Here is a 17,942-nt window from a genome sequence, read left to right on the forward strand (position 1 = left end):
GTGCAGACGATGCCGGATTGGCCGTACTCCCACTTCACCGTCTTGATGCCGGCCATGTCGCGCAGCTTCGAGTTGACGCCATCGGCAGCGACCAGCAGTCGCGCCTTCAAGGTCGCGCCGTCCGCCAGATGCACGGTGATGCCGGCGCCGTCGATTTCGAAGGCGCTGACGGCGAGACCTTCGATGATGTCGATGCCGAGTTTTTCGGCGCGCCGGCGCAGCGCGCCGTTCAGGTCCCTGTTGGCGACCATGTGGGCGAAGGGCTCGCCGGGCGCCACTTCGCCGTCAAAGGTCAGGAACACCGGCCGCACCGGATCGGCGGTGCGCGAATCGGTGATGATCATTTCGGTGATCGCCTGCGCTTCCGGCGCGATCTCGCTCCAGACGCCGAGTTGCTCCAGCATGCGGCAGGCGGCGGCGGCGATCGCCGAGGCGCGGCCATCCTTTTGCCAGACGCTGGCGGGCGCCGCGTCGACGACGGCGACGGCGAGGCTGGGGCGTGCCTGCTTCAGCGAAACCGCGCTGGCCAGCCCGACATAGCCGGCGCCGGCGACCAGCACGTCGAGCGAGGCTCTCGATCCTGCATCTGCCTTACGGTCAACCATGGCAAATTCCTTTCATGGCTCTGTCTACGCATGTCGCTGCCCCAAAACCGCTGCCACTTTTGGGCGACACGCCTAGTCTACAGCCTGCCGCACCACGCCGGTCTTGACTGCCCGCCCTTCCTGTCCGAAACCGCCATAACATCTTTTGCGGCTGGAGCGTGAAACATGACGGCGGCCATGGACGAGCTACTCGACATTCTCGACCTCGAGCAGCTCGAACACAATCTGTACCGTGGTCGCAGCCCCAAGCTCGACTGGCAGCGGGTCTTCGGCGGCCAGACGATCGCCCAGGCGCTGGTCGCCGCCCAGCGCACGGTCGAGCCAGAGCGCCACGTGCATTCGCTGCACGGCTATTTCATGCGGCCCGGCGACACCAAGGTGCCGATCATCTACGAGGTCGACCGCATCCGCGACGGCGGCTCCTTCACCACGCGGCGCGTGGTGGCGATCCAGCACGGCCAGGCGATCTTCTCGCTGGAGGCCTCATTCCAGCAGGACGAGGTCGGCCTCGAGCACCAGGTGCCGATGCCGCAGGATGTGCCGGCGCCCGACAATCTGCTCAGCCAGCGCGAACTGCTCGGCAAGTTCGGCGAAGCGGTCCCCGAAGGCATAAAGCGCTACTGGGACCGCGACCGGCCGATCGAGATGAAGCCGGTGATGCTGAAGCACTACACCAGCCGCGAAAAGCTGGAGCCGAAGCAGAACATCTGGATCCGCACCACCGGCCCGGTGCCGGCCGACCGCGCCACCCGGGCGGCGGTGCTCGCCTATCTCTCCGACATGACGCTGCTCGACACCTCGACCTTCGCGCATGGCCGCGCCATCTTCGACCGCGACATCCAGGCCGCGAGCCTCGACCACGCCATGTGGTTCCATCGCAGCCACCCGCTCGACGACTGGATCCTCTACACGCAGGACAGCCCCTCCACGCAGGGCTCGCGCGGCTTCACGCGCGGCTCGCTGTTTGCCCGTGACGGCACGCTGATCGCCTCGGTTGCCCAGGAAGGCCTGATCCGGCTGAAGCGCTGAGCAGATAGCCGACTTTCGGTTCAAGCCCACTGAACAGGCATTTTTGAAAATTTGCCTATTTTTTAATCATTTGTCCTGCCGCGACTCTGAACAGTCGGCATGGAAATGCCCCTCAATTCCTTTGTTTACAACAGGTTAACGGGCTGCTTCGGCAATTGGCACGGAGCTTGAATCCTGTTGCGCACTTTCCGGCTCTCATGAGGATCGGTGAAGGTGTGCAAACGCGGGGGACCCGCAACAGCAAAGGGTGAAACCTTATGAAAATCGTGATGGCAATCATCAAGCCGTTCAAGCTCGATGAGGTGCGCGAAGCGCTCACCGCAGTCGGCATCCAGGGCCTGACCGTCACCGAAGTCAAAGGCTACGGGCGTCAGAAGGGACATACGGAAATCTATCGCGGCGCGGAATACGCGGTCAGCTTCCTGCCCAAAATCAAGATCGAGGTCGCGGTTGGTGCCGACATGGTCGACAAGGCCGTCGAAGCCATTACGTCGGCGGCCAAGACCGGCCAGATCGGCGACGGCAAGATCTTCGTCTTCGGCATCGACCAGGCGGTGCGCATCCGCACCGGCGAAACAGACACCGACGCGCTCTGAGCGGCGATCCCCCATTCCAACGGAGAGTTCAATGAATATTCCTTCCACCTTTAAGACGACGGGGCGCGCGACTGCTCTCGGCGCGCTCGCCCTGACGGCCCTGGGCACGGTCGCCGCCTTCGCGCAGGAAGCCGCGGCTCCGGCAGCGGCGCCCGCCACGCCGGCGCCAACGCTCGACACCGGCAACACCGCCTGGATGCTGACCTCGACGGCGCTGGTGCTGATGATGACCATCCCGGGCCTGGCGCTGTTCTACGGCGGCATGGTGCGCAAGAAGAACGTGCTCGCCACCATCATGCAGAGCTTCGCCATCACCTGCCTGGTGACGGTGCTGTGGTTCATGTTCGGCTATTCGCTGGCCTTCTCCGACGGCGGCAGCACCAATGCCTATGTCGGCGGCTTCTCCAAGTTCTTCCACCACGGCATCACCACCGCGACGCTGTGGCTGCCGGGCGTGGCGAACATTCCTGAATTCGTCTTCTCGATGTTCCAGCTGACCTTCGCCATCATCACGCCTGCGCTGATCGCCGGCGCCTTCGCCGAGCGCATGAAATTCTCGGCCCTGCTCATCTTCATGGGCCTGTGGCTGGTGTTCGTCTATGCGCCGATCGCCCATTGGGTGTGGGGCGGCGGCTTCCTCGGTTCGGCCGGCGTTCTCGACTTTGCCGGCGGCACGGTCGTCCACATCAACGCCGGTGTCGCGGGTCTGGTCTGCGCCCTCGTCCTCGGCAAGCGCGAGGGCTACGGCACCGCCAACATGGCGCCGCACAACCTCGTCTATTCGGTCATCGGCGCTTCGCTGCTGTGGGTTGGCTGGTTCGGCTTCAACGCCGGTTCGGAACTGGCCGCCGACGGCCTCGCCGGCGCCGCGATGCTGAACACCCAGGTCGCCACCGCCGCAGCGGCGCTCGCCTGGATGTTCGCCGAATGGATCATCGCCAAGAAGCCGAGCGTGCTCGGCATCATCTCGGGCGCCGTCGCCGGCCTGGTCGCCGTGACGCCCGCCTCCGGCTTCGTCAACCCGACCGGCGCCTTCATCATCGGCATCGTCGCCGGCGTCGTCTGCTATATCTCGGCCGTCAAGGTGAAGCACATGCTTGGCTATGACGACTCGCTCGATGCCTTCGGCGTGCACGGCGTCGGCGGCATCATCGGCGCGCTGCTCACCGGCGCGCTGGCCGATCCCGAGATCAACGCGCTCGGCAAGGGCGCCTCGGTCGGCACCCAGATCTACGGCATCGTCTTCACTATCCTGTGGACGGCGATCGCGACCTTCGTGATCCTCTACATCGTCAAGGCCCTGGTCGGCCTGCGTCCGAGCAGCCAGGAAGAAATCGAAGGCCTCGACATCAGCCAGCACGGCGAAGTGGTGCCGTGAGCCTATCGACCATCCGGCGCCGGCATCCTCCCGCCGGCGGCGGATCCGTTTCACGCAATTCCGACCGAAGCCGCTACGCATTTTTCCGGAATTGCTCAACAATCCCGTCGTGACGCTCCGAAAGGTGCTCACGCATTGAGGCCCGGAAACATCTTCCGGGCCTCCTTTTTTGGAAAATCGTGCGCCTCAATTGGGCGAACGAGGAATCGTTTCACGCGATCACGGTCGCGTGATGTGCCAGCGGAAAGAAACATTGGGCCTTCCGGCTCCGTACTGGGGTAGCGACCGCCGTTCTGGCGCTCGCTAACAACAGGGAAGGAACCAACCGATGAACATCAAGAGCATCTTCCTCGGAGCACTCGCTCTCTCCATGGTCAGCGGCGCCGCATTGGCCGGTGCTCTCGACGAACCGGACAACATGGCGCCATTCTTCACCGATACCGGCATGAAAACCATGAAGCCGGAAGCCGATTTCAAGGCGGCCTGGGCTGCGACGGCCAAAGACAAGCAAGACATGATGATGAAGGAGTGCCAGGACGCGGCGATGAGCAAGCCTCATGCCGAATTCTGCGCCAACTTGATGATGTACGCCGGTCACAAGTGATTGCTACAGATCGGTTCCAGACGGGCCCGATCGCATCCTTGTTCCAATGAGAGATGGCGGGCCGCGCGGCCCGCCTTCGTCGCCCGAACCGATAAAGCCGGCGTCAAGCTTTATCCATTGCGACAACCGACGATCCTCACGTGAGCATCAAGCGAATGTGATTCAGAGTGATTCAGTTCGGCACCTTTCATCGGCTAGCCTTTGCCTCGATCCAAACCCCCGGGATCATGGAAGGTGAAATCCCACTTTCGCTCTCCACAACGAAAGCCTCGCTGGCTCCGGCTCGCGAGGCTTTTTTGCATGCGCGGCCAGGCTGCGGAAAGCCGCGTGTCCGGCAACAACAATTCAACCGCCGGTGATGCGCGCCCAGGCCGCTTCAACCTCTTATAGTTAATGCGCCCTTAACCTTCCCGCCGATAGTCTGTCATCCGAATCTGCCGGCGTGCGTCATGCGTCCGGCGAGGCACTCACAGACGGGGAAGAGGCATGCGTTCAGGCGCTTCAGCACCGCTCGCGCTAACTGATACGGGGCACGGCATCCAGGCATTCGCGCGGCGTCAGCTTGGGCGGCTGGTCGGCGCCGGTCTGTTCACGCTCGTCGCCTTCGGCGTCGCCGGCCTTGCCACCTGGAACGTCGCCGATCCGAGCTTCTCGCACGCCACCGACAACATCGTCACCAACGCGATGGGTTATGCGGGGGCGGTGTTCGCCGATCTTGCCATGCAGTTCTTCGGCCTTGCCGCGGTCGCGGCCCTGGTGCCGGCGGTGATTTGGGGCTTCCTGCTCTTTTCCGCGCGCGGCGTCGACCGGCTGCCCAAGCGCGGCCTCGCCTGGTTCGGCTTCGCGCTACTTGCGGCGGCGATCGCCGGCTGTGTCACGCCACCCAAAACCTGGCCGTTGCCGACGGGCCTTGGCGGTGTTTTCGGCGACATGGTGCTGAAGATCCCCGGCATCGCCGTTGGCGGCTATCCCAAGGGCCTTTTCGCCAGCATCGTCGCCGTGGTCCTTGCCGCGCCGGCATTGTGGCTGTTTGCCTACGGCTCGGCGCTGATTTCCCGCAAGAACGGCTTTGCCGTCATGGAGCGCGCCGCCGAGCCCGAGCCGCGCGAGCAGGACGACCTGCTCTTCGACGAGGATGAGGACGAGGGCGATGAAGGCATCCTGGCACTCGGCGCCATCACCCACTGGTGGCTGTCGTTCAGGGCCTGGATGCACCGCCGCGCCGCGCGCCGCCAGCACGAGCGCGAGTACGAGCCGGAGATGGAGCCGCGCGCCAGCGCCTGGCGGCGCGCAGCCGAGCGCGTCGAATCAGCCGAGTTCGCCGAATCGCGGATGAGCCCGGGCGGCCGCGCCCGCGTCGAGCCTGAATTCTTCGCCGCCATGGTCAACGACCGCAGTATCTCGGTCGATCCTGACGACGACATCTTCGACAGTGACGAGGACGACGACTTGGATTTCGCCGACGAGCCTCCTGTCCAGCGCCGCGCCACGCCGACGGCGAAGGTGCAGAATTTCCGTTCCGATGCCGCAACCCGCGTCGAGGCGCCGGCGCCGCGTCCGGCGCCGGGCGCGCGCGTCCAGCGCGAGGCGCAGACCTCGCTGATCGGCTCGGACAAATTCGAGATGCCGTCGCTGCATTTCCTGTCGGAGCCGAAGAATGTGGTGCGCGACGCCAGCCTGTCCAAGGACGCGCTGGAGCAGAATGCGCGGCTCCTGGAAGGCGTGCTCGAGGATTTCGGCGTCAAGGGCGAGATCATCCATGTACGGCCCGGCCCGGTCGTCACACTCTACGAGCTCGAGCCGGCGCCCGGCATCAAGTCGTCTCGCGTCATCGGCCTGTCCGACGACATCGCCCGCTCGATGAGCGCGATCGCCTGCCGCGTCGCCGTCGTGCCCGGCCGCAACGCCATCGGCATTGAGCTGCCCAACGCCAAGCGCGAGACGGTGTATCTGCGGGAAATCATGGCCAGCCGCGACTTCGAGACCACCAAGGCGAAGCTGGCGCTGGCGCTCGGCAAGACCATCAATGGCGAGGCCGTCATCGTCGACATCGCCAAGATGCCGCACGTTCTGGTCGCCGGCACCACCGGCTCGGGCAAGTCGGTCGCCATCAACACCATGATCCTGTCGCTGCTCTACCGGCTGACGCCGCAGGAATGCCGGCTGATCATGATCGATCCGAAGATGCTCGAACTCTCCGTCTATGACGGCATTCCGCATCTTTTGACGCCGGTCGTCACCGATCCGAAGAAGGCGGTGGTGGCGCTGAAGTGGACCGTGCGCGAGATGGAGGACCGCTACCGCAAGATGTCCAAGGTCGGTGTGCGCAACATCGACGGGTTCAACGCGCGCGTCCAGCTGGCGGAGAAGAAGGGCGAGAAGATCTCGCGCACCGTGCAGACCGGCTTCGATCGCCAGACCGGCGAGGCGATCTACGAGACGGAGGATCTCGACCTCGAGCCGATGCCCTATATCGTCGTCATCATCGACGAAATGGCCGACCTGATGATGGTCGCCGGCAAGGACATTGAGGGTGCGGTTCAGCGCCTGGCGCAGATGGCGCGCGCCGCCGGCATCCATGTCATCATGGCGACCCAGCGCCCTTCGGTCGACGTCATCACCGGCACGATCAAGGCCAACTTCCCGACCCGCATCTCCTTCCAGGTGACGTCGAAGATCGACAGCCGCACCATCCTTGGCGAGCAGGGCGCGGAGCAATTGCTCGGCATGGGCGACATGCTCTACATGGCCGGCGGCGGCCGCATCCAGCGCGTGCACGGCCCGTTCGTGTCCGACGACGAGGTCGAGAGGATCGTCGCGCACCTGAAGCTGCAGGGCGTTCCCGAATATCTCGACGCCATCACCGAGGATGATGACGAGGACGACGAGGACGAAGGTTCCGGCAAGGGCGGTTCCGGCGGCGGTGGCGGCGGCAATTTCGAGGATTCCGACGACCCCTACGACCAGGCGGTGGCGGTGGTGCTGCGCGACGGCAAGGCCTCGACCAGCTACATCCAGCGCCGACTCGGCATCGGCTACAACCGCGCCGCCTCGATCATCGAGAAGATGGAGAAGGAAGGCATTGTCGGTCCGGCCAACCATGCCGGAAAACGCGAGATCCTGGTGCCGACGGAGGAGGACAAGTTCTAGGGTCTATCGATATCCAGGTGATGCCGGCTGGCAACCTTGAACCTTTCGGCGCGTTGAGGCGACGGAGCGTCGCTGGAGCCGCCAAACTTAAGCCCAACTGGGGGTCCAGAGACTGCGACACCATTCGAATCAGAAAGTGACCGGCATGAAAAACGAACCTTTCGCCCCGAACCGCCGCCAGGCGCTTGGCCTCGGCCTCGTGCTTGCCGGCGCGGCAAGCGTCAATGTCGTCCCCGGATTCCAGCTCCTGGCGTCGGCGCAGGCGGCGATTCCGCCGGCGGCGCAGAAGATCGCCGACCACTTCTCCTCGGTCAAATCGATGAGCGGCGAGTTCGTTCAGTTCGGACCGAAGGGCGAGCAGACCGGCGGCAAGTTCTTCCTGGAACGGCCGGGCAAGATCCGCTTCAACTATGATGGATCGTCGAATTTCCGGGTGATCTCCGACGGCAAGTCGGTGGTCATCCTCAACAAGAAGCTCAACACCTCCGATCTCTATCCGCTGTCGAAGACGCCGCTGAAGCTTTTGCTCGACAATCGCATCGATCTCTCCGGCGGACGAGTAAAGAGCGTCAAGGAAGAGGACGATCTCACCACCATCCAGCTCTCCGACAAATCGGTGTTCGGCAATGCCAGGATCACCATGATGTTCGATCCGAAGTCCTATGAACTGCGGCAATGGACCATCACCGACGCCCAGGGCAAGGACACGACGGTGATGATCTTCAACGTCAAGGAAGGCGTCAGCTTCGCTCCCGACACCTTCGCCATAGATTACACGGCGAACCGTGAGGTGAATACGAAGACAAGATAACTTCCTTCGTCTTAGTGCTCTTGCGAGCGTCGGCGCCGCCCCTCATCCGGCTGCCGCCATCTTCTCCCCGTAAACGGGGAGAAGGGACGCCGTCATCGACGGTTTCGCCAATCTCCAGCGTTGCAGAATGAGTGCCAAGGCTGCGGCCGGCTTCTTTCTCCCCGTTTACGGGCAGAAATGCCCGGCCGGGCAATGAGGGGCGGCGAGCGCCTCGGCGATTGTCGCCGGCTTGTTTTTATGGCTGGCGGCTGGCAGTAGTTCGGCGACCTCTTGCCGGACCCCGCCGCATGCCCTTTTCCATCGCCACCTGGAACATCAACTCGGTGCGGCTGCGCATGCCGATCGTCGAGCGCCTGCTTCTGGAATACGCGCCCGATGTGCTCTGTCTGCAGGAGACGAAGGTTCCGGACGAGCTTTTTCCCGAAAAGGCCTTCCGCAAGCTCGGCTACGAGCACATCGCCTTCCACGGCCAGAAAGGCTATCACGGCGTCGCCACGGTGGCGCGGCGGCCGATCGAGCTGGTTGAAAAGCGCCGCTTCTGCGAGATCGACGACAGCCGACACCTCTCGGTCAGGGTAAGCGCCAGCGGCAAGTCGATCCTGCTGCATAATTTCTATGTGCCGGCGGGCGGCGACGAGCCCGACCCGGAGATCAACCGCAAGTTCAGGCACAAGCTGGATTTCGTCGCCGAGATGAATGGTGTACGGGCCGAGCACGACGCCGGGTCCGGCTCGATCCTGGTCGGCGACCTCAACATCGCGCCGCTGGAGCATGACGTCTGGTCGCACAAGCAGCTGCTCAACGTCGTCAGCCACACGCCGGTGGAGACCGAAAGCTTCGAGGCGATGCGGCGCGCCGGCGACTGGGTCGACCTGATGCGGCTCAACGTGCCTGCCGAGCAAAAACTCTACACCTGGTGGAGCTACCGCGCGCAGGACTGGCAAGCGTCGGACCGCGGCCGGCGGCTTGACCATGTCTGGTCTTCGCCGAACCTGGTGGAGCGCTTCACCGGCTACGAGATCCTGCGCCCGGCGCGCGGCTGGGAGCGGCCGTCGGACCACGTGCCGGTGATTGCGCGGTTCGATCTGGATTGAAGTCCGCCGCAGCCGGACGGGTTCAAACACGGGGCCTGACGTTCTTGGGCGCGCCGTTCCGGAACCTACGCGGGCAGAGCCTCCTGTTCGTCCGCATGCCCCATCAGACAGGGGTGATCCCGGCGGCGCGTCGCCAGCATCCGCCGGGCGGCTTCTATGATTTTCGGCGCCGGGACATCGGCGACCAGGCCGGTCGGGCTTTCATGGCGCGCTTCCACCGCGTCCACGCTGTTCGAAAGCGGTCGCCAGCGAGCCATGTTGGCACCGCTATTGACGATGACCATCGGCGTCATCACCGTGGCCATGAGATGCGCCGTGCCGCCTTCGGCGCCAATGTAAAGATCGGCGAGTTCCCCGAGCGCCAGCAGGATGTCGCTGACAGGAATATCTTGCGCCGCGCCAGAATCGACGAGCCGCAATTTCGGCACGCGTTGCGCCAACTCGGCCATGTCTGGGCCGACGCCCGGTGTTTTCACATAGATGAGGTTGGCGCCATCGCCGATCATACTGTCGGATATCGCGACAACCTGATCCGCTGTCATCCGTTTGTTGCCATCGCCATGGGCCGCGATGACGACCAATGGAGCATGCTTGCCGGCCAGGCGCCTGGCCGCCGCACGCGCGGCCGCAGTCGGCTCCAGCCGATGGTCAAAAGGCAACCGCTTTCCCGCCAGGCGTTCGACAAGGCGGTGGTAGCGCCATGCATTGTGCTCTGGTCGTGTTTCGGGTCCATGGCCGGGGGGCCAGGAAAGAGCGAACGCCGGAAAATTTGCTTCGTAGACGATGCCGCGGCCGAGCAGCGATACCCAGGTTTGAACCAGCCAGGGCGCGACAATGCGGAAATCGACAATGGCCAGCTGCCCTTTGCCCTTGCGATGACTGGCGACCAGATGCGCCAAGGGCGTCTGCGCCCTTATCGTATCGACCAGGTGGCGGACATGGTCATTGACGGCGGTTTCGAGCGTGCATGTCTGGGTGGTTCCGTACACGATCAAACTGTCGGGAAATGCCGTTCTCGCCGCTCGCAAGGCCGGAATCCGCAGCAAGCCGTCGCCGAACGCGTCCTTGCGTGAATACAAGATAATCGTCTCGTAACGCGCTGGCGGCATTCCCGCTCCCCCCAGGAGCTCGGTGGTGTCGGTTCCTGCTACGCGGCCCATCCTCGAGTCCTGTAGGATCTCACCTTTTGCCTGTCAACGGAACCTCGCCCTCGGGGCCGGATGATCAACGCCAGGTGCGATTCGTCTACCCCGTGAAACGCGGCCCCAGTTTTTCGATGCGCCTGATCATCTGCTGGAATTCCTCCAGGATGCGCTCGTGCAACAGCACCGCAATCTCCGGATATTCCTCCAGGATGCGGCGGAACATCTTGCGGCTGAGCCGGATCACTTCAGAGTCGACCGCGGCCGATGCGCTGGTCAGCCGGTTGGTGTCGGCAATCAGCGCCAGTTCGCTCAGCATGGTGCCGGGTCCGGCGGTGCCGATCGGGACGCGCTCGCCATTCTGCTCGCGATAGAGCGCGATGCGGCCGCTGACCACGATATAGGCCGAGTCAGCCGCGTCATCCTCGCGGTAGAGCTTGTGGTCCGCCTGCAACAGCGTGGTTTCGGCGCCGAAGGCGAGCAGGCGCAACTGCTCCTGCGTGAAGCCCTCGAAGAGCTTCACGGCGGACAGGATGCGGATGTCGTCATCCAGCGCCATCTAGCTATGTCCCCGAGCGGTCAGTCCAGTCCCTCCCTTGGAGCGCGGCGTCCTCCTGGACGCGCAAAGGACGCTCCAACATCCTTTGAGTCTACGCATCGTGCCCGCCAAAAATCGATTCCGATTTTTGGCCGATGCGCATCGGAGCCGATCCAACCACCCTCCAGCACCAGGATCGCTTCCGAAGCGGCCCCGCCCTGACCGCTCATTGGATCATGAAAAGTTTAAGGAACCAGCTTGTAGCCGCCGCTTTCTGTCACAAGAATTTCGGCATTGGAAGGATCGCGCTCGATCTTCTGGCGCAGCCGGTAGACGTGGGTTTCCAGCGTGTGCGTGGTGACTCCTGAATTGTAGCCCCAGACTTCTTCCAGAAGCACGTCGCGCGTCACCACCTTCTGTTCGGCGCGATAGAGGTATTTGATGATCGACGCCTCTTTCTCGGTCAGTCGCACCTTGGCGCCGCGCTGGTCGATCAAGAGCTTCTGGCTGGGCTTGAAGGTGTAGGGGCCAACCGAGAAGGTGGCGTCCTCGCTCTGTTCGTGCTGGCGCAATTGCGCGCGGATGCGGGCAAGCAGCACGGCGAAGCGGAACGGCTTGGTCACATAGTCGTTGGCGCCGGCCTCGAGGCCGAGGATCGTGTCGGAATCGGTGTCGTGGCCGGTCAGCATGATGATCGGCGCCTTGTAGCCGCCCTTGCGCAGGATCTTCACCGCCTCGCGGCCGTCCATGTCGGGCAGGCCAACATCCATGATCAGGAGGTCGACAAGGCCGCCGCGCGCCGCGGCGACGCCTTTCGCGGCCGTCGCTTCCTGCTGGACGTCGAACTCTTCGTAGAGGGCCAGTTGCTCGACGAGCGTGCCGCGCAGGTCGTCATCGTCGTCAACGATCAGTATGGTGCGTGAGGTCATGGATCAATCCGTTGTTTAAAAAGTATATTCAGTTGACCGTCCCCCATTTATGCGGAAGCTGACCGGCACAACAGCCGATCACAGTGATTTGTTCCGTGACACGATCATACAAGAAAAAACGTCCATGCAATGCAGCCGGCGCAATTTTGCCAAAAGGCCTCGCCGTGCTCAGCGTGCGCGCCAGGCCCGGCCATCCCAGCCAGGGGCTGCTGCAGGCGGGCAGCCTGGTGTTCGCCTGCGCGCTGGGACGCGGGGGCATTTCGGCGAACAAGCGCGAAGGTGACGGCGCGACGCCGCTTGGCGCCATGCGCATATTGTCGGGCTATTTTCGCGACGATCATTTTTCCGGCGGCCGCAGGACGCGGCTTGCGATGGCGCCGATCGGGCCGGATCTCGGCTGGTGCGAGGTGCCCGACGACCGCAACTACAATCGCCCGGTGAAGATTCCCTATGGCGCCAGCCACGAGCGGATGCGCCGTGATGACCGGCTCTATGATGCCTGCCTGGTGCTCGACTGGAACATCGCGCCGCGGCGGCGCGGCCGCGGCAGCGCCATCTTCTTCCATCTGGCGCGGCCCGGCTTCACACCGACACAAGGCTGCGTGGCGGTGACGGCGCGCACCATGGCGCGGCTGTTGCCGCTGCTTTCGGATCGGACGGTGGTGAGGGTGGTGAGGTAGGGATGACTAGGCAGTAGGGCGCTATGCCCTCTTTCCCCTACTGCCTAATCCCTACTGCCTTACCTTCTCGGCTGCTGCCAGCCAGTGCCGAGCAGCCCGATTTCGCGGAGCTGCCGGTCCACAGCCTTTGCGACGTCCCGGCGCTCGGCGCCGATGTCACGCAGCAGGTCGTCGGAGAGATCCTCGATGGATTCGAGGGGAAGCTGGGCAGCGACACGCGCCTGACGCAGCCAATCGAGGGTGGCGCGCAGCCAGACTGCGATACCGGAGCGGGAATTTAGGGCGGCGTGGGACTTCAGAACGATCTCGGTCATGGCTCTATCCGGTTTCTCCGGATGTCAAATCCGGTTTGATAGTGCTTCGATGCTGCAATCATGCCGGATTGAAAAATAAACAGGAAACGAGTAGTTCTTGCTTGATCATCAAGTTTTATTTGGAGATCGAATGGCCCGCCTGCTGCCCGGAACGCGTGCCCTGAGGACGTTCGAAGCGGCGGCCAGGCACCTCAATTTCACCCGCGCGGCCGACGAGCTCGGCCTGACGCCGGCGGCGGTCAGCCACCAGATCAAGGAAATCGAGGACCAGCTCGACCTTGCGCTGTTCATCCGCACCAGCCGCACCATCCGGCTGACGGAGGCCGGAAACGTCCTATTCGAGGCGTCGATCGACGCGCTCGACCTGCTCAACCGGGCGGTGTCGCGGGCCCGCAAGATGACGCGCGGCACGGCGCTGCTGAAGGTGACGCTCGACGCCCAGTTCGCGACGAAGTGGCTGATGCGCCGCGTGGACGATTTCCGTCAGCGGAAGCCGGGCATCGAGCTGCGTTTCGACATCACCTATGATGTCAGGGACTTCGAGCGCGACGATGTCGATATCGGCATTCGCTTCGGCGCCGGCAAATATCCCGGTCTTGCCGCGCATCGCCTGTTCGACAACATCATCATCCCGGTGTGCAGCCCGGCACTGCTGGCGTCCGGCCCACCGCTCAACGAGCCGCGCGACCTCTTTCGCCACACGCTCGCGCATATCGACTGGTCGCGCCAGGGCGTGACGTGGCCGAACTGGAGCATGTGGATGCATGCGGCCGGCGTCGACGATTTCGACGACAGCCGCACGCTTGTATTCGGGTCCTCGACCGATGCCACGCAGGCGGCGCTCGACGGCAACGCGGTGGCGCTGGCCGACTTCGCCATGGTTGCCAATGACCTTTCGCAAGGGCGTCTGGTGCGACCCTTCGAGCTCGGCATCAAGGTGGCGCCGGAGTTCGCCTATTTCCTGGTTTATCCGGAGGCCGTGAAGGACGACGCGCGCGTCGCCGCCTTTCGCGAATGGCTTATCGAGGAAGCGGCGAAGACGCCGACCTGAGAAAGCGAGTTGATATTCAGGTGATGCCGGCCTGCAAATGGCGGGTTCCTGCGCTTCCGGTGCTCACGTACTTCAAATACGCTCCGGTTCTCTGAACCCGCCACTTTTGGCTCGTCCTGACCTGAATCTCAACTCGCCCTAGCCGGCCGGCGCGCCGAACCAGCCAATCACTGCGCCGATGAGGAGCAGCACGCCCAGCCAATGGCCGGCATCGATCAGCGTCAGGTCCCAGCCAAAGCCTTCATAGCGGTGGTTGACGGACAGCGTGGTGGCGACGAAGCCTAGCCAGAGCACGAAGCCGAAGATCAGCCCGGCGACAAGGCTGGGCTCGCCGCCGGTCATCGCGCCGACGACCAGGCTCAGCACGATTGCCATGACCAGCTCGGCGACGAAGGAGATGATGAACGACAGCGGCGACCGTTTCATCGTCGCCGGATCGAGCTTAGCCGCCTTGAGCCACGGCTTGCTGAGCGTCGTGTACCAGGCGGCGCCGAACAGCCACGCCACCACGGCGGCAACGACCACCGCCAGCCAGTTCACCGCAGAGAAATCCATTCGACCCCCTCCCGATGCATGTCGTTCTAACATGCACCCTCTTTGAAATCGCGGCGATGGAACGCCTGTTCGGCGCTGCCGTCAAGCAAGGCGCCAGACGGTGGTGCGCTTGACCTCGGCATCCTCCAGCACGCGCGTCACGGGCACCTGGTAGACGGCGAGCGATTGCAGCCCCTTCTTCGGCAGGTAGGCGCGGCCGGGATCGCCGACGAGGATGTCGGCGCCGCGCGCCGTCAGCGCCTGGAACCAGGGCAGCAGCCTGTCGGCGAAGGCCTTGTCGTAGAAGACGTCGCCGGCCAGCACGACATCCCAGCCCATGTCGGCGCCGACGCAGTCCTGGCCGAGGAATTCCGCCTCGGCCCGGTTGGCCTCGAGGTTGAGGGCGATCGCCGTCTCGCAGAACGGATCGATGTCGGCGGCGGTCACTGCTGCGGCGCCGGCCTTCGCGGCGGCGATGGCGACCAGGCCGGAGCCGGAGGCGAAGTCGAGCACCCGCTTGCCGCGAACGGTTTCGGGATGGTCGAGCACGTAGCGGGCAAGGCCCTGGCCGCCGGCCCAGGCGAACGCCCAGAACGGCGGCGGCAGGCCGATCGCAGCCAGTTCCTCTTCCGTGCGCAGCCAAAGGTCATGCGCCTCGTCGGCGAGATGCAGGAGCACTTCCGGCACATGCGGCGGCGCCATCAGCGCCGTGTTGTCGAGAATGAACTTTTTCGCGCTTTTCGGCGTCAGCCTGGTCACGGCGCTGGCGAGAGATCGGCCATGCGGCAGACCTCTTTCCATTCGGCCGGCGTCACCGGCTGCACGGAAAGCCGCCCGAGCCGCACGAGCGCCATGTCGGCGAGCTTGGGGTTGGCCTTGACCTGCTCAAGCGTCACCGGGGTCGGCACATCCTTGAAGGCGCGGATGTCGACGCATTCCCAGCGCGGGTCGTCGCTGGTGGTGTCGGGATGGGCGAGCGCGCAGACCTCGGCGATGCCGACGATGTTGAGCCCTTCATTGGAGTGGTAGAAGAAGCCGAGATCGCCGATCTTCATCGCCTTCATGTTGTTGCGCGCCGCATAGTTGCGCACGCCATCCCATTGCGTGCCGGCCTTGCCCTTGGCCTTCAGCGCCTCGAAGGAGAAGACCGAGGGTTCGGATTTGAACAGCCAGTAGTTCATCTCAGTTGTCCCCTTGCCATTGTCGGTTGGCTACAATGAAGCGTTCGCGCTCCCACTACCCTTACCCTTTCCCCGTTCTCGCGGGGAGAGGGGCGCGCCAAGCGAACGATCAAGCACCGGCGGGCTTCTGGAAGACCCAGTTCCACGGGCGGATTTCGACGCTTTCGAACAGGCCGACCTTGGCATAGGGATCGCTGGCCGCCAGGGCTTGCGCCGCCGTCATATCCGCTGCCTCGATCATGACCAGACTGCCGTCGGGCTTGCCGTCAGCGTCGAGGAAGGGCCCGGCAAAGGCAAGTTTTCCTTCGCTGATCAGGCCTTCCAGGAACGCCGCATGCGCCGGCCGCGTGTCGACCCGCAACTGCAGGCTGCCGGGCTTGTCCTTGCAAATCAACGCAAACAGCATGGTCTAAAACTCCGATGGTTCAGATGTCGGTTTCGGTCTTGAGCGGCCGCGTCATCAGCGCCGTCACGGCCTGGCCGATGGTCACGGTGCCGTCGAGAATCGCGGCGACGGCGGTGATGATCGGCGCGTCGATGCCGCGCTCTGCGGCGAGGCGGGCGGCGATCGCCGCCGTCGGCACGCCTTCGGCGAGCGGCAGGCCGGCAAGCGGCTTACCCTGCCCGAGCGCCAGCCCATAGGCGAAATTGCGCGACTGCGCCGACGAGCAGGTGAGCAGGAGGTCGCCGAGACCGGAAAGCCCCATCAGCGTCTCTGGCCGGGCGCCGAAGGCGGCGCCGATGCGGCGCAATTCGACGAAGCCGCGCGTCACCATGGCGGCTTGCGCGCTGGCGCCGAGCCTCGCGCCGGTGACGGCGCCGGCGGCAATGGCGAAGACGTTCTTCAGCGCGCCGCCGATCTCGACGCCGACAAGGTCGTCGCTTGAATAGCAGCGCAGGTTCTCGGCCGAGAAGCGGGCGGCAAGGTCGGCTGCCAGCTCCGCCTCGCGGGCGGCGACTACCACGGCCGTCGGCAGGCCACGGGCGACATCGGTGGCGAAGCTCGGGCCGGACAGGGCGGCAACCGGATTCCCAGGCAAAGCCTGCTCGACGATCGCCGACAGCAGCGCGCCGGTGTCGCGCTCGATGCCCTTGGCGCAGAGAACCAGCGGGACACCCGATTGCACATAGTCGCTGGCGGCCGTCAGCATGCCGCGCAACGACTGCGCTGGCGTCACCGCGAGCACGCAGTCGGCGCCGTCGAGCGCAGCCTCGATATCGGTTGTCGCTACGATGCCAGGCTGCAGAGCGATGCCCGGCAGATAGCGCGGGTTCTCGCCGCGATCGATCGCGGCGACGGTTTCCGGGTCGCGCGCATAGAGGCGGACGAAATGACCGGCGCGCAACATGGCCAACGCCAGAGCCGTGCCCCAGGCACCGCCGCCTAGCACGGCGACGCGCCAGCCGCTCGGCGCCTCGTGGCCGCTGGTGACCACCTCGGTCATGCCTTGGCTCCGCGTCGGCCGGAGCCGACCATTGGGGCGGAGACGCTGTCCAGCGGCCAGCGCGAGCGCGGCACGAAATCGGCGGCATTCTCCAGCGCCATCCCGGCGCGCAGGCGCTCGATGCCGGCCCAGGCGATCATCGCCGCATTGTCGGTGCAGAGTTTTTGCGGCGGCGCTATGAAGTCGAAGCCGGCTTCGGCGCAGAGCGTTTCCAGCGTCGCCTTGATGGTGCGGTTGGCGGCGACCCCGCCGGCGACGACCAGCGCCAGCTTCGCCTTATCGGGGAATTCCTGGCGGAAGCGGGAGAGCGCGCGCGAAACGCGGTCGCTCAGCGCATCCGCCACCGCCGCCTGGAACGAGGCGCACATGTCGGCGACATCCCGGTCGCTCAAGGGGGCAATGGCGGTCGCGGCCTGGCGCACGGCAGTCTTCAGGCCGGAGAAGGAGAAATCCGGCTGTGCCGCGCCCTTCATCGGGCGAGGAAAGGCAAAACGGCTCGCATCGCCCGACGCCGCCGCCTTCTCGACGTTGGGACCGCCGGGATAGGGCAGGCCGAGCATCTTGGCCGTCTTGTCGAAGGCTTCGCCGAGCGCGTCGTCGATGGTCGTCGCCCAGCGCTGGTAGTCGCCGACGCCGCGCACGGCGACGATCTGGGTGTGGCCGCCGGACACCAGGAGCAGCAGGTAGGGAAAGTCGAGCCCGTCGGTCAGCCGCGCCGTCAGCGCATGGCCTTCGAGATGGTTGATGGCGAGCAACGGCTTGTCGGCGGCGGCGGCAATCGCCTTCGCCGTCATCAGCCCGACGATCAGCCCGCCGACAAGGCCTGGACCCTCGGTCGCGGCGATCGCATCGACCTCGCCC

At 64.6% G+C, this 17,942-nt stretch carries 20 protein-coding genes; 9 read left to right on the forward strand and 11 right to left on the reverse strand.

Annotation, left to right across the window (positions count from 1 at the left end; genetic code table 11):
* A partial coding sequence (locus EN745_RS12525; RefSeq protein ID WP_127421388.1) for an FAD-dependent oxidoreductase occupies positions 1–605 on the reverse strand: 605 nt, incomplete at its 3' end.
* A gap of 165 nt (positions 606–770) precedes the next feature.
* Here EN745_RS12525 and tesB point away from each other — a divergent pair.
* The 7 genes from tesB to EN745_RS12560 all read left to right on the forward strand — a co-directional run bounded on the left by tesB (position 771) and on the right by EN745_RS12560 (position 9,267).
* Positions 771–1,634, forward strand: a complete 864-nt coding sequence (gene tesB / locus EN745_RS12530; protein ID WP_126057499.1) for an acyl-CoA thioesterase II — start codon at positions 771–773, stop codon at positions 1,632–1,634.
* A gap of 257 nt (positions 1,635–1,891) precedes the next feature.
* A complete protein-coding gene (locus tag EN745_RS12535) occupies positions 1,892–2,230 on the forward strand; it encodes a P-II family nitrogen regulator (RefSeq protein WP_027169082.1) in 339 nt (112 codons plus the stop codon).
* Between the two features lie 31 nt (positions 2,231–2,261).
* On the forward strand, positions 2,262–3,608 hold the full coding sequence (locus EN745_RS12540) for an ammonium transporter (protein ID WP_126057500.1): 1,347 nt from the start codon (positions 2,262–2,264) through the stop codon (positions 3,606–3,608).
* 328 nt (positions 3,609–3,936) lie between these two features.
* Positions 3,937–4,212 (forward strand): hypothetical protein, encoded by a 276-nt coding sequence (locus tag EN745_RS12545; protein WP_126057501.1) that lies wholly within the window; start codon positions 3,937–3,939, stop codon positions 4,210–4,212.
* Positions 4,213–4,698: 486 nt separating this feature from the next.
* On the forward strand, positions 4,699–7,362 hold the full coding sequence (locus EN745_RS12550) for a DNA translocase FtsK (protein ID WP_126057502.1): 2,664 nt from the start codon (positions 4,699–4,701) through the stop codon (positions 7,360–7,362).
* A gap of 145 nt (positions 7,363–7,507) precedes the next feature.
* Positions 7,508–8,173 carry an outer membrane lipoprotein carrier protein LolA gene (locus EN745_RS12555; RefSeq protein WP_126057503.1) on the forward strand — a complete coding sequence of 222 codons (666 nt, stop codon included), beginning with the start codon at positions 7,508–7,510 and terminating at the stop codon, positions 8,171–8,173.
* Between the two features lie 287 nt (positions 8,174–8,460).
* Complete coding sequence (locus tag EN745_RS12560; RefSeq protein ID WP_126057504.1) at positions 8,461–9,267, forward strand: exodeoxyribonuclease III; 807 nt, start codon at positions 8,461–8,463, stop codon at positions 9,265–9,267.
* Positions 9,268–9,332: 65 nt separating this feature from the next.
* On the opposite strand, the gene EN745_RS12565 is transcribed toward EN745_RS12560, so the two are convergent.
* From EN745_RS12565 to EN745_RS12575, 3 genes are all read right to left on the reverse strand, one after another.
* Positions 9,333–10,427: a hypothetical protein gene (locus tag EN745_RS12565; RefSeq protein ID WP_189347348.1), complete on the reverse strand. Its 1,095-nt coding sequence runs from the start codon at positions 10,425–10,427 to the stop codon at positions 9,333–9,335.
* Positions 10,428–10,512: 85 nt separating this feature from the next.
* Positions 10,513–10,968, reverse strand: a complete 456-nt coding sequence (locus EN745_RS12570) for a cyclic nucleotide-binding domain-containing protein (RefSeq protein ID WP_126057505.1) — start codon at positions 10,966–10,968, stop codon at positions 10,513–10,515.
* A gap of 224 nt (positions 10,969–11,192) precedes the next feature.
* A complete protein-coding gene (locus EN745_RS12575) occupies positions 11,193–11,876 on the reverse strand; it encodes a response regulator transcription factor (protein WP_126057506.1) in 684 nt (227 codons plus the stop codon).
* Positions 11,877–12,019: 143 nt separating this feature from the next.
* On the opposite strand from EN745_RS12575, the gene EN745_RS12580 reads away from it, so the two are divergent.
* On the forward strand, positions 12,020–12,556 hold the full coding sequence (locus tag EN745_RS12580; RefSeq protein ID WP_189347350.1) for a L,D-transpeptidase: 537 nt from the start codon (positions 12,020–12,022) through the stop codon (positions 12,554–12,556).
* 59 nt (positions 12,557–12,615) lie between these two features.
* Here EN745_RS12580 and EN745_RS12585 read toward each other — a convergent pair whose 3' ends face one another.
* Positions 12,616–12,870 (reverse strand): hypothetical protein, encoded by a 255-nt coding sequence (locus tag EN745_RS12585; RefSeq protein ID WP_126057508.1) that lies wholly within the window; start codon positions 12,868–12,870, stop codon positions 12,616–12,618.
* 130 nt (positions 12,871–13,000) lie between these two features.
* On the opposite strand from EN745_RS12585, the gene gcvA reads away from it, so the two are divergent.
* Entirely contained in the window at positions 13,001–13,921 is a 921-nt protein-coding gene (gene gcvA, locus EN745_RS12590) for a transcriptional regulator GcvA (RefSeq protein ID WP_126057509.1), read from the forward strand.
* A 138-nt stretch (positions 13,922–14,059) separates the two neighbouring features.
* Here gcvA and EN745_RS12595 read toward each other — a convergent pair whose 3' ends face one another.
* From EN745_RS12595 to tsaD, 6 genes are all read right to left on the reverse strand, one after another.
* A complete protein-coding gene (locus tag EN745_RS12595) occupies positions 14,060–14,476 on the reverse strand; it encodes a DUF1761 domain-containing protein (RefSeq protein WP_126057510.1) in 417 nt (138 codons plus the stop codon).
* An 81-nt stretch (positions 14,477–14,557) separates the two neighbouring features.
* Positions 14,558–15,256 (reverse strand): methyltransferase, encoded by a 699-nt coding sequence (locus tag EN745_RS12600; protein WP_189363031.1) that lies wholly within the window; start codon positions 15,254–15,256, stop codon positions 14,558–14,560.
* Positions 15,211–15,636, reverse strand: coding sequence for an EVE domain-containing protein (locus tag EN745_RS12605; RefSeq protein WP_126057512.1), 426 nt, complete (start codon positions 15,634–15,636; stop codon positions 15,211–15,213). The genes EN745_RS12600 and EN745_RS12605 overlap by 46 nt, the downstream gene beginning before the upstream one ends.
* Positions 15,637–15,745: 109 nt before the next feature.
* The gene (locus EN745_RS12610; protein WP_126057513.1) at positions 15,746–16,042 is read right to left on the reverse strand and encodes a YciI-like protein; all 297 of its coding nucleotides are present in this window, start codon (positions 16,040–16,042) and stop codon (positions 15,746–15,748) included.
* A 19-nt stretch (positions 16,043–16,061) separates the two neighbouring features.
* Positions 16,062–17,081 (reverse strand): NAD(P)H-dependent glycerol-3-phosphate dehydrogenase, encoded by a 1,020-nt coding sequence (locus EN745_RS12615; RefSeq protein ID WP_127421390.1) that lies wholly within the window; start codon positions 17,079–17,081, stop codon positions 16,062–16,064.
* On the reverse strand, positions 17,078–17,942 hold an 865-nt coding region (tsaD, locus tag EN745_RS12620; RefSeq protein ID WP_127421391.1), incomplete at its 5' end, for a tRNA (adenosine(37)-N6)-threonylcarbamoyltransferase complex transferase subunit TsaD. The genes EN745_RS12615 and tsaD, both read right to left, overlap by 4 nt.

The organism is Mesorhizobium sp. M4A.F.Ca.ET.022.05.2.1 (assembly GCF_003998845.1).
In the GTDB taxonomy this organism is placed as follows: domain Bacteria; phylum Pseudomonadota; class Alphaproteobacteria; order Rhizobiales; family Rhizobiaceae; genus Mesorhizobium.

What these genes read in the sequence shown, in the direction of transcription:
- EN745_RS12575 (WP_126057506.1), bottom strand. Translation starts at nt 11,876, where the DNA reads ATGACCTCACGCACCATACTGATCGTTGACGACGATGACGACCTGCGC.
- EN745_RS12565 (WP_189347348.1), bottom strand. Translation starts at nt 10,427, where the DNA reads ATGGGCCGCGTAGCAGGAACCGACACCACCGAGCTCCTGGGGGGAGCG.
- EN745_RS12555 (WP_126057503.1), top strand. Translation starts at nt 7,508, where the DNA reads ATGAAAAACGAACCTTTCGCCCCGAACCGCCGCCAGGCGCTTGGCCTC.
- EN745_RS12595 (WP_126057510.1), bottom strand. Translation starts at nt 14,476, where the DNA reads ATGGATTTCTCTGCGGTGAACTGGCTGGCGGTGGTCGTTGCCGCCGTG.
- EN745_RS12550 (WP_126057502.1), top strand. Translation starts at nt 4,699, where the DNA reads ATGCGTTCAGGCGCTTCAGCACCGCTCGCGCTAACTGATACGGGGCAC.
- EN745_RS12610 (WP_126057513.1), bottom strand. Translation starts at nt 16,042, where the DNA reads ATGCTGTTTGCGTTGATTTGCAAGGACAAGCCCGGCAGCCTGCAGTTG.
- gcvA (WP_126057509.1), top strand. Translation starts at nt 13,001, where the DNA reads ATGGCCCGCCTGCTGCCCGGAACGCGTGCCCTGAGGACGTTCGAAGCG.
- EN745_RS12560 (WP_126057504.1), top strand. Translation starts at nt 8,461, where the DNA reads ATGCCCTTTTCCATCGCCACCTGGAACATCAACTCGGTGCGGCTGCGC.
- EN745_RS12600 (WP_189363031.1), bottom strand. Translation starts at nt 15,256, where the DNA reads ATGGAAAGAGGTCTGCCGCATGGCCGATCTCTCGCCAGCGCCGTGACC.
- EN745_RS12545 (WP_126057501.1), top strand. Translation starts at nt 3,937, where the DNA reads ATGAACATCAAGAGCATCTTCCTCGGAGCACTCGCTCTCTCCATGGTC.
- EN745_RS12570 (WP_126057505.1), bottom strand. Translation starts at nt 10,968, where the DNA reads ATGGCGCTGGATGACGACATCCGCATCCTGTCCGCCGTGAAGCTCTTC.
- EN745_RS12605 (WP_126057512.1), bottom strand. Translation starts at nt 15,636, where the DNA reads ATGAACTACTGGCTGTTCAAATCCGAACCCTCGGTCTTCTCCTTCGAG.
- EN745_RS12615 (WP_127421390.1), bottom strand. Translation starts at nt 17,081, where the DNA reads ATGACCGAGGTGGTCACCAGCGGCCACGAGGCGCCGAGCGGCTGGCGC.
- tesB (WP_126057499.1), top strand. Translation starts at nt 771, where the DNA reads ATGACGGCGGCCATGGACGAGCTACTCGACATTCTCGACCTCGAGCAG.
- EN745_RS12585 (WP_126057508.1), bottom strand. Translation starts at nt 12,870, where the DNA reads ATGACCGAGATCGTTCTGAAGTCCCACGCCGCCCTAAATTCCCGCTCC.
- EN745_RS12535 (WP_027169082.1), top strand. Translation starts at nt 1,892, where the DNA reads ATGAAAATCGTGATGGCAATCATCAAGCCGTTCAAGCTCGATGAGGTG.
- EN745_RS12540 (WP_126057500.1), top strand. Translation starts at nt 2,262, where the DNA reads ATGAATATTCCTTCCACCTTTAAGACGACGGGGCGCGCGACTGCTCTC.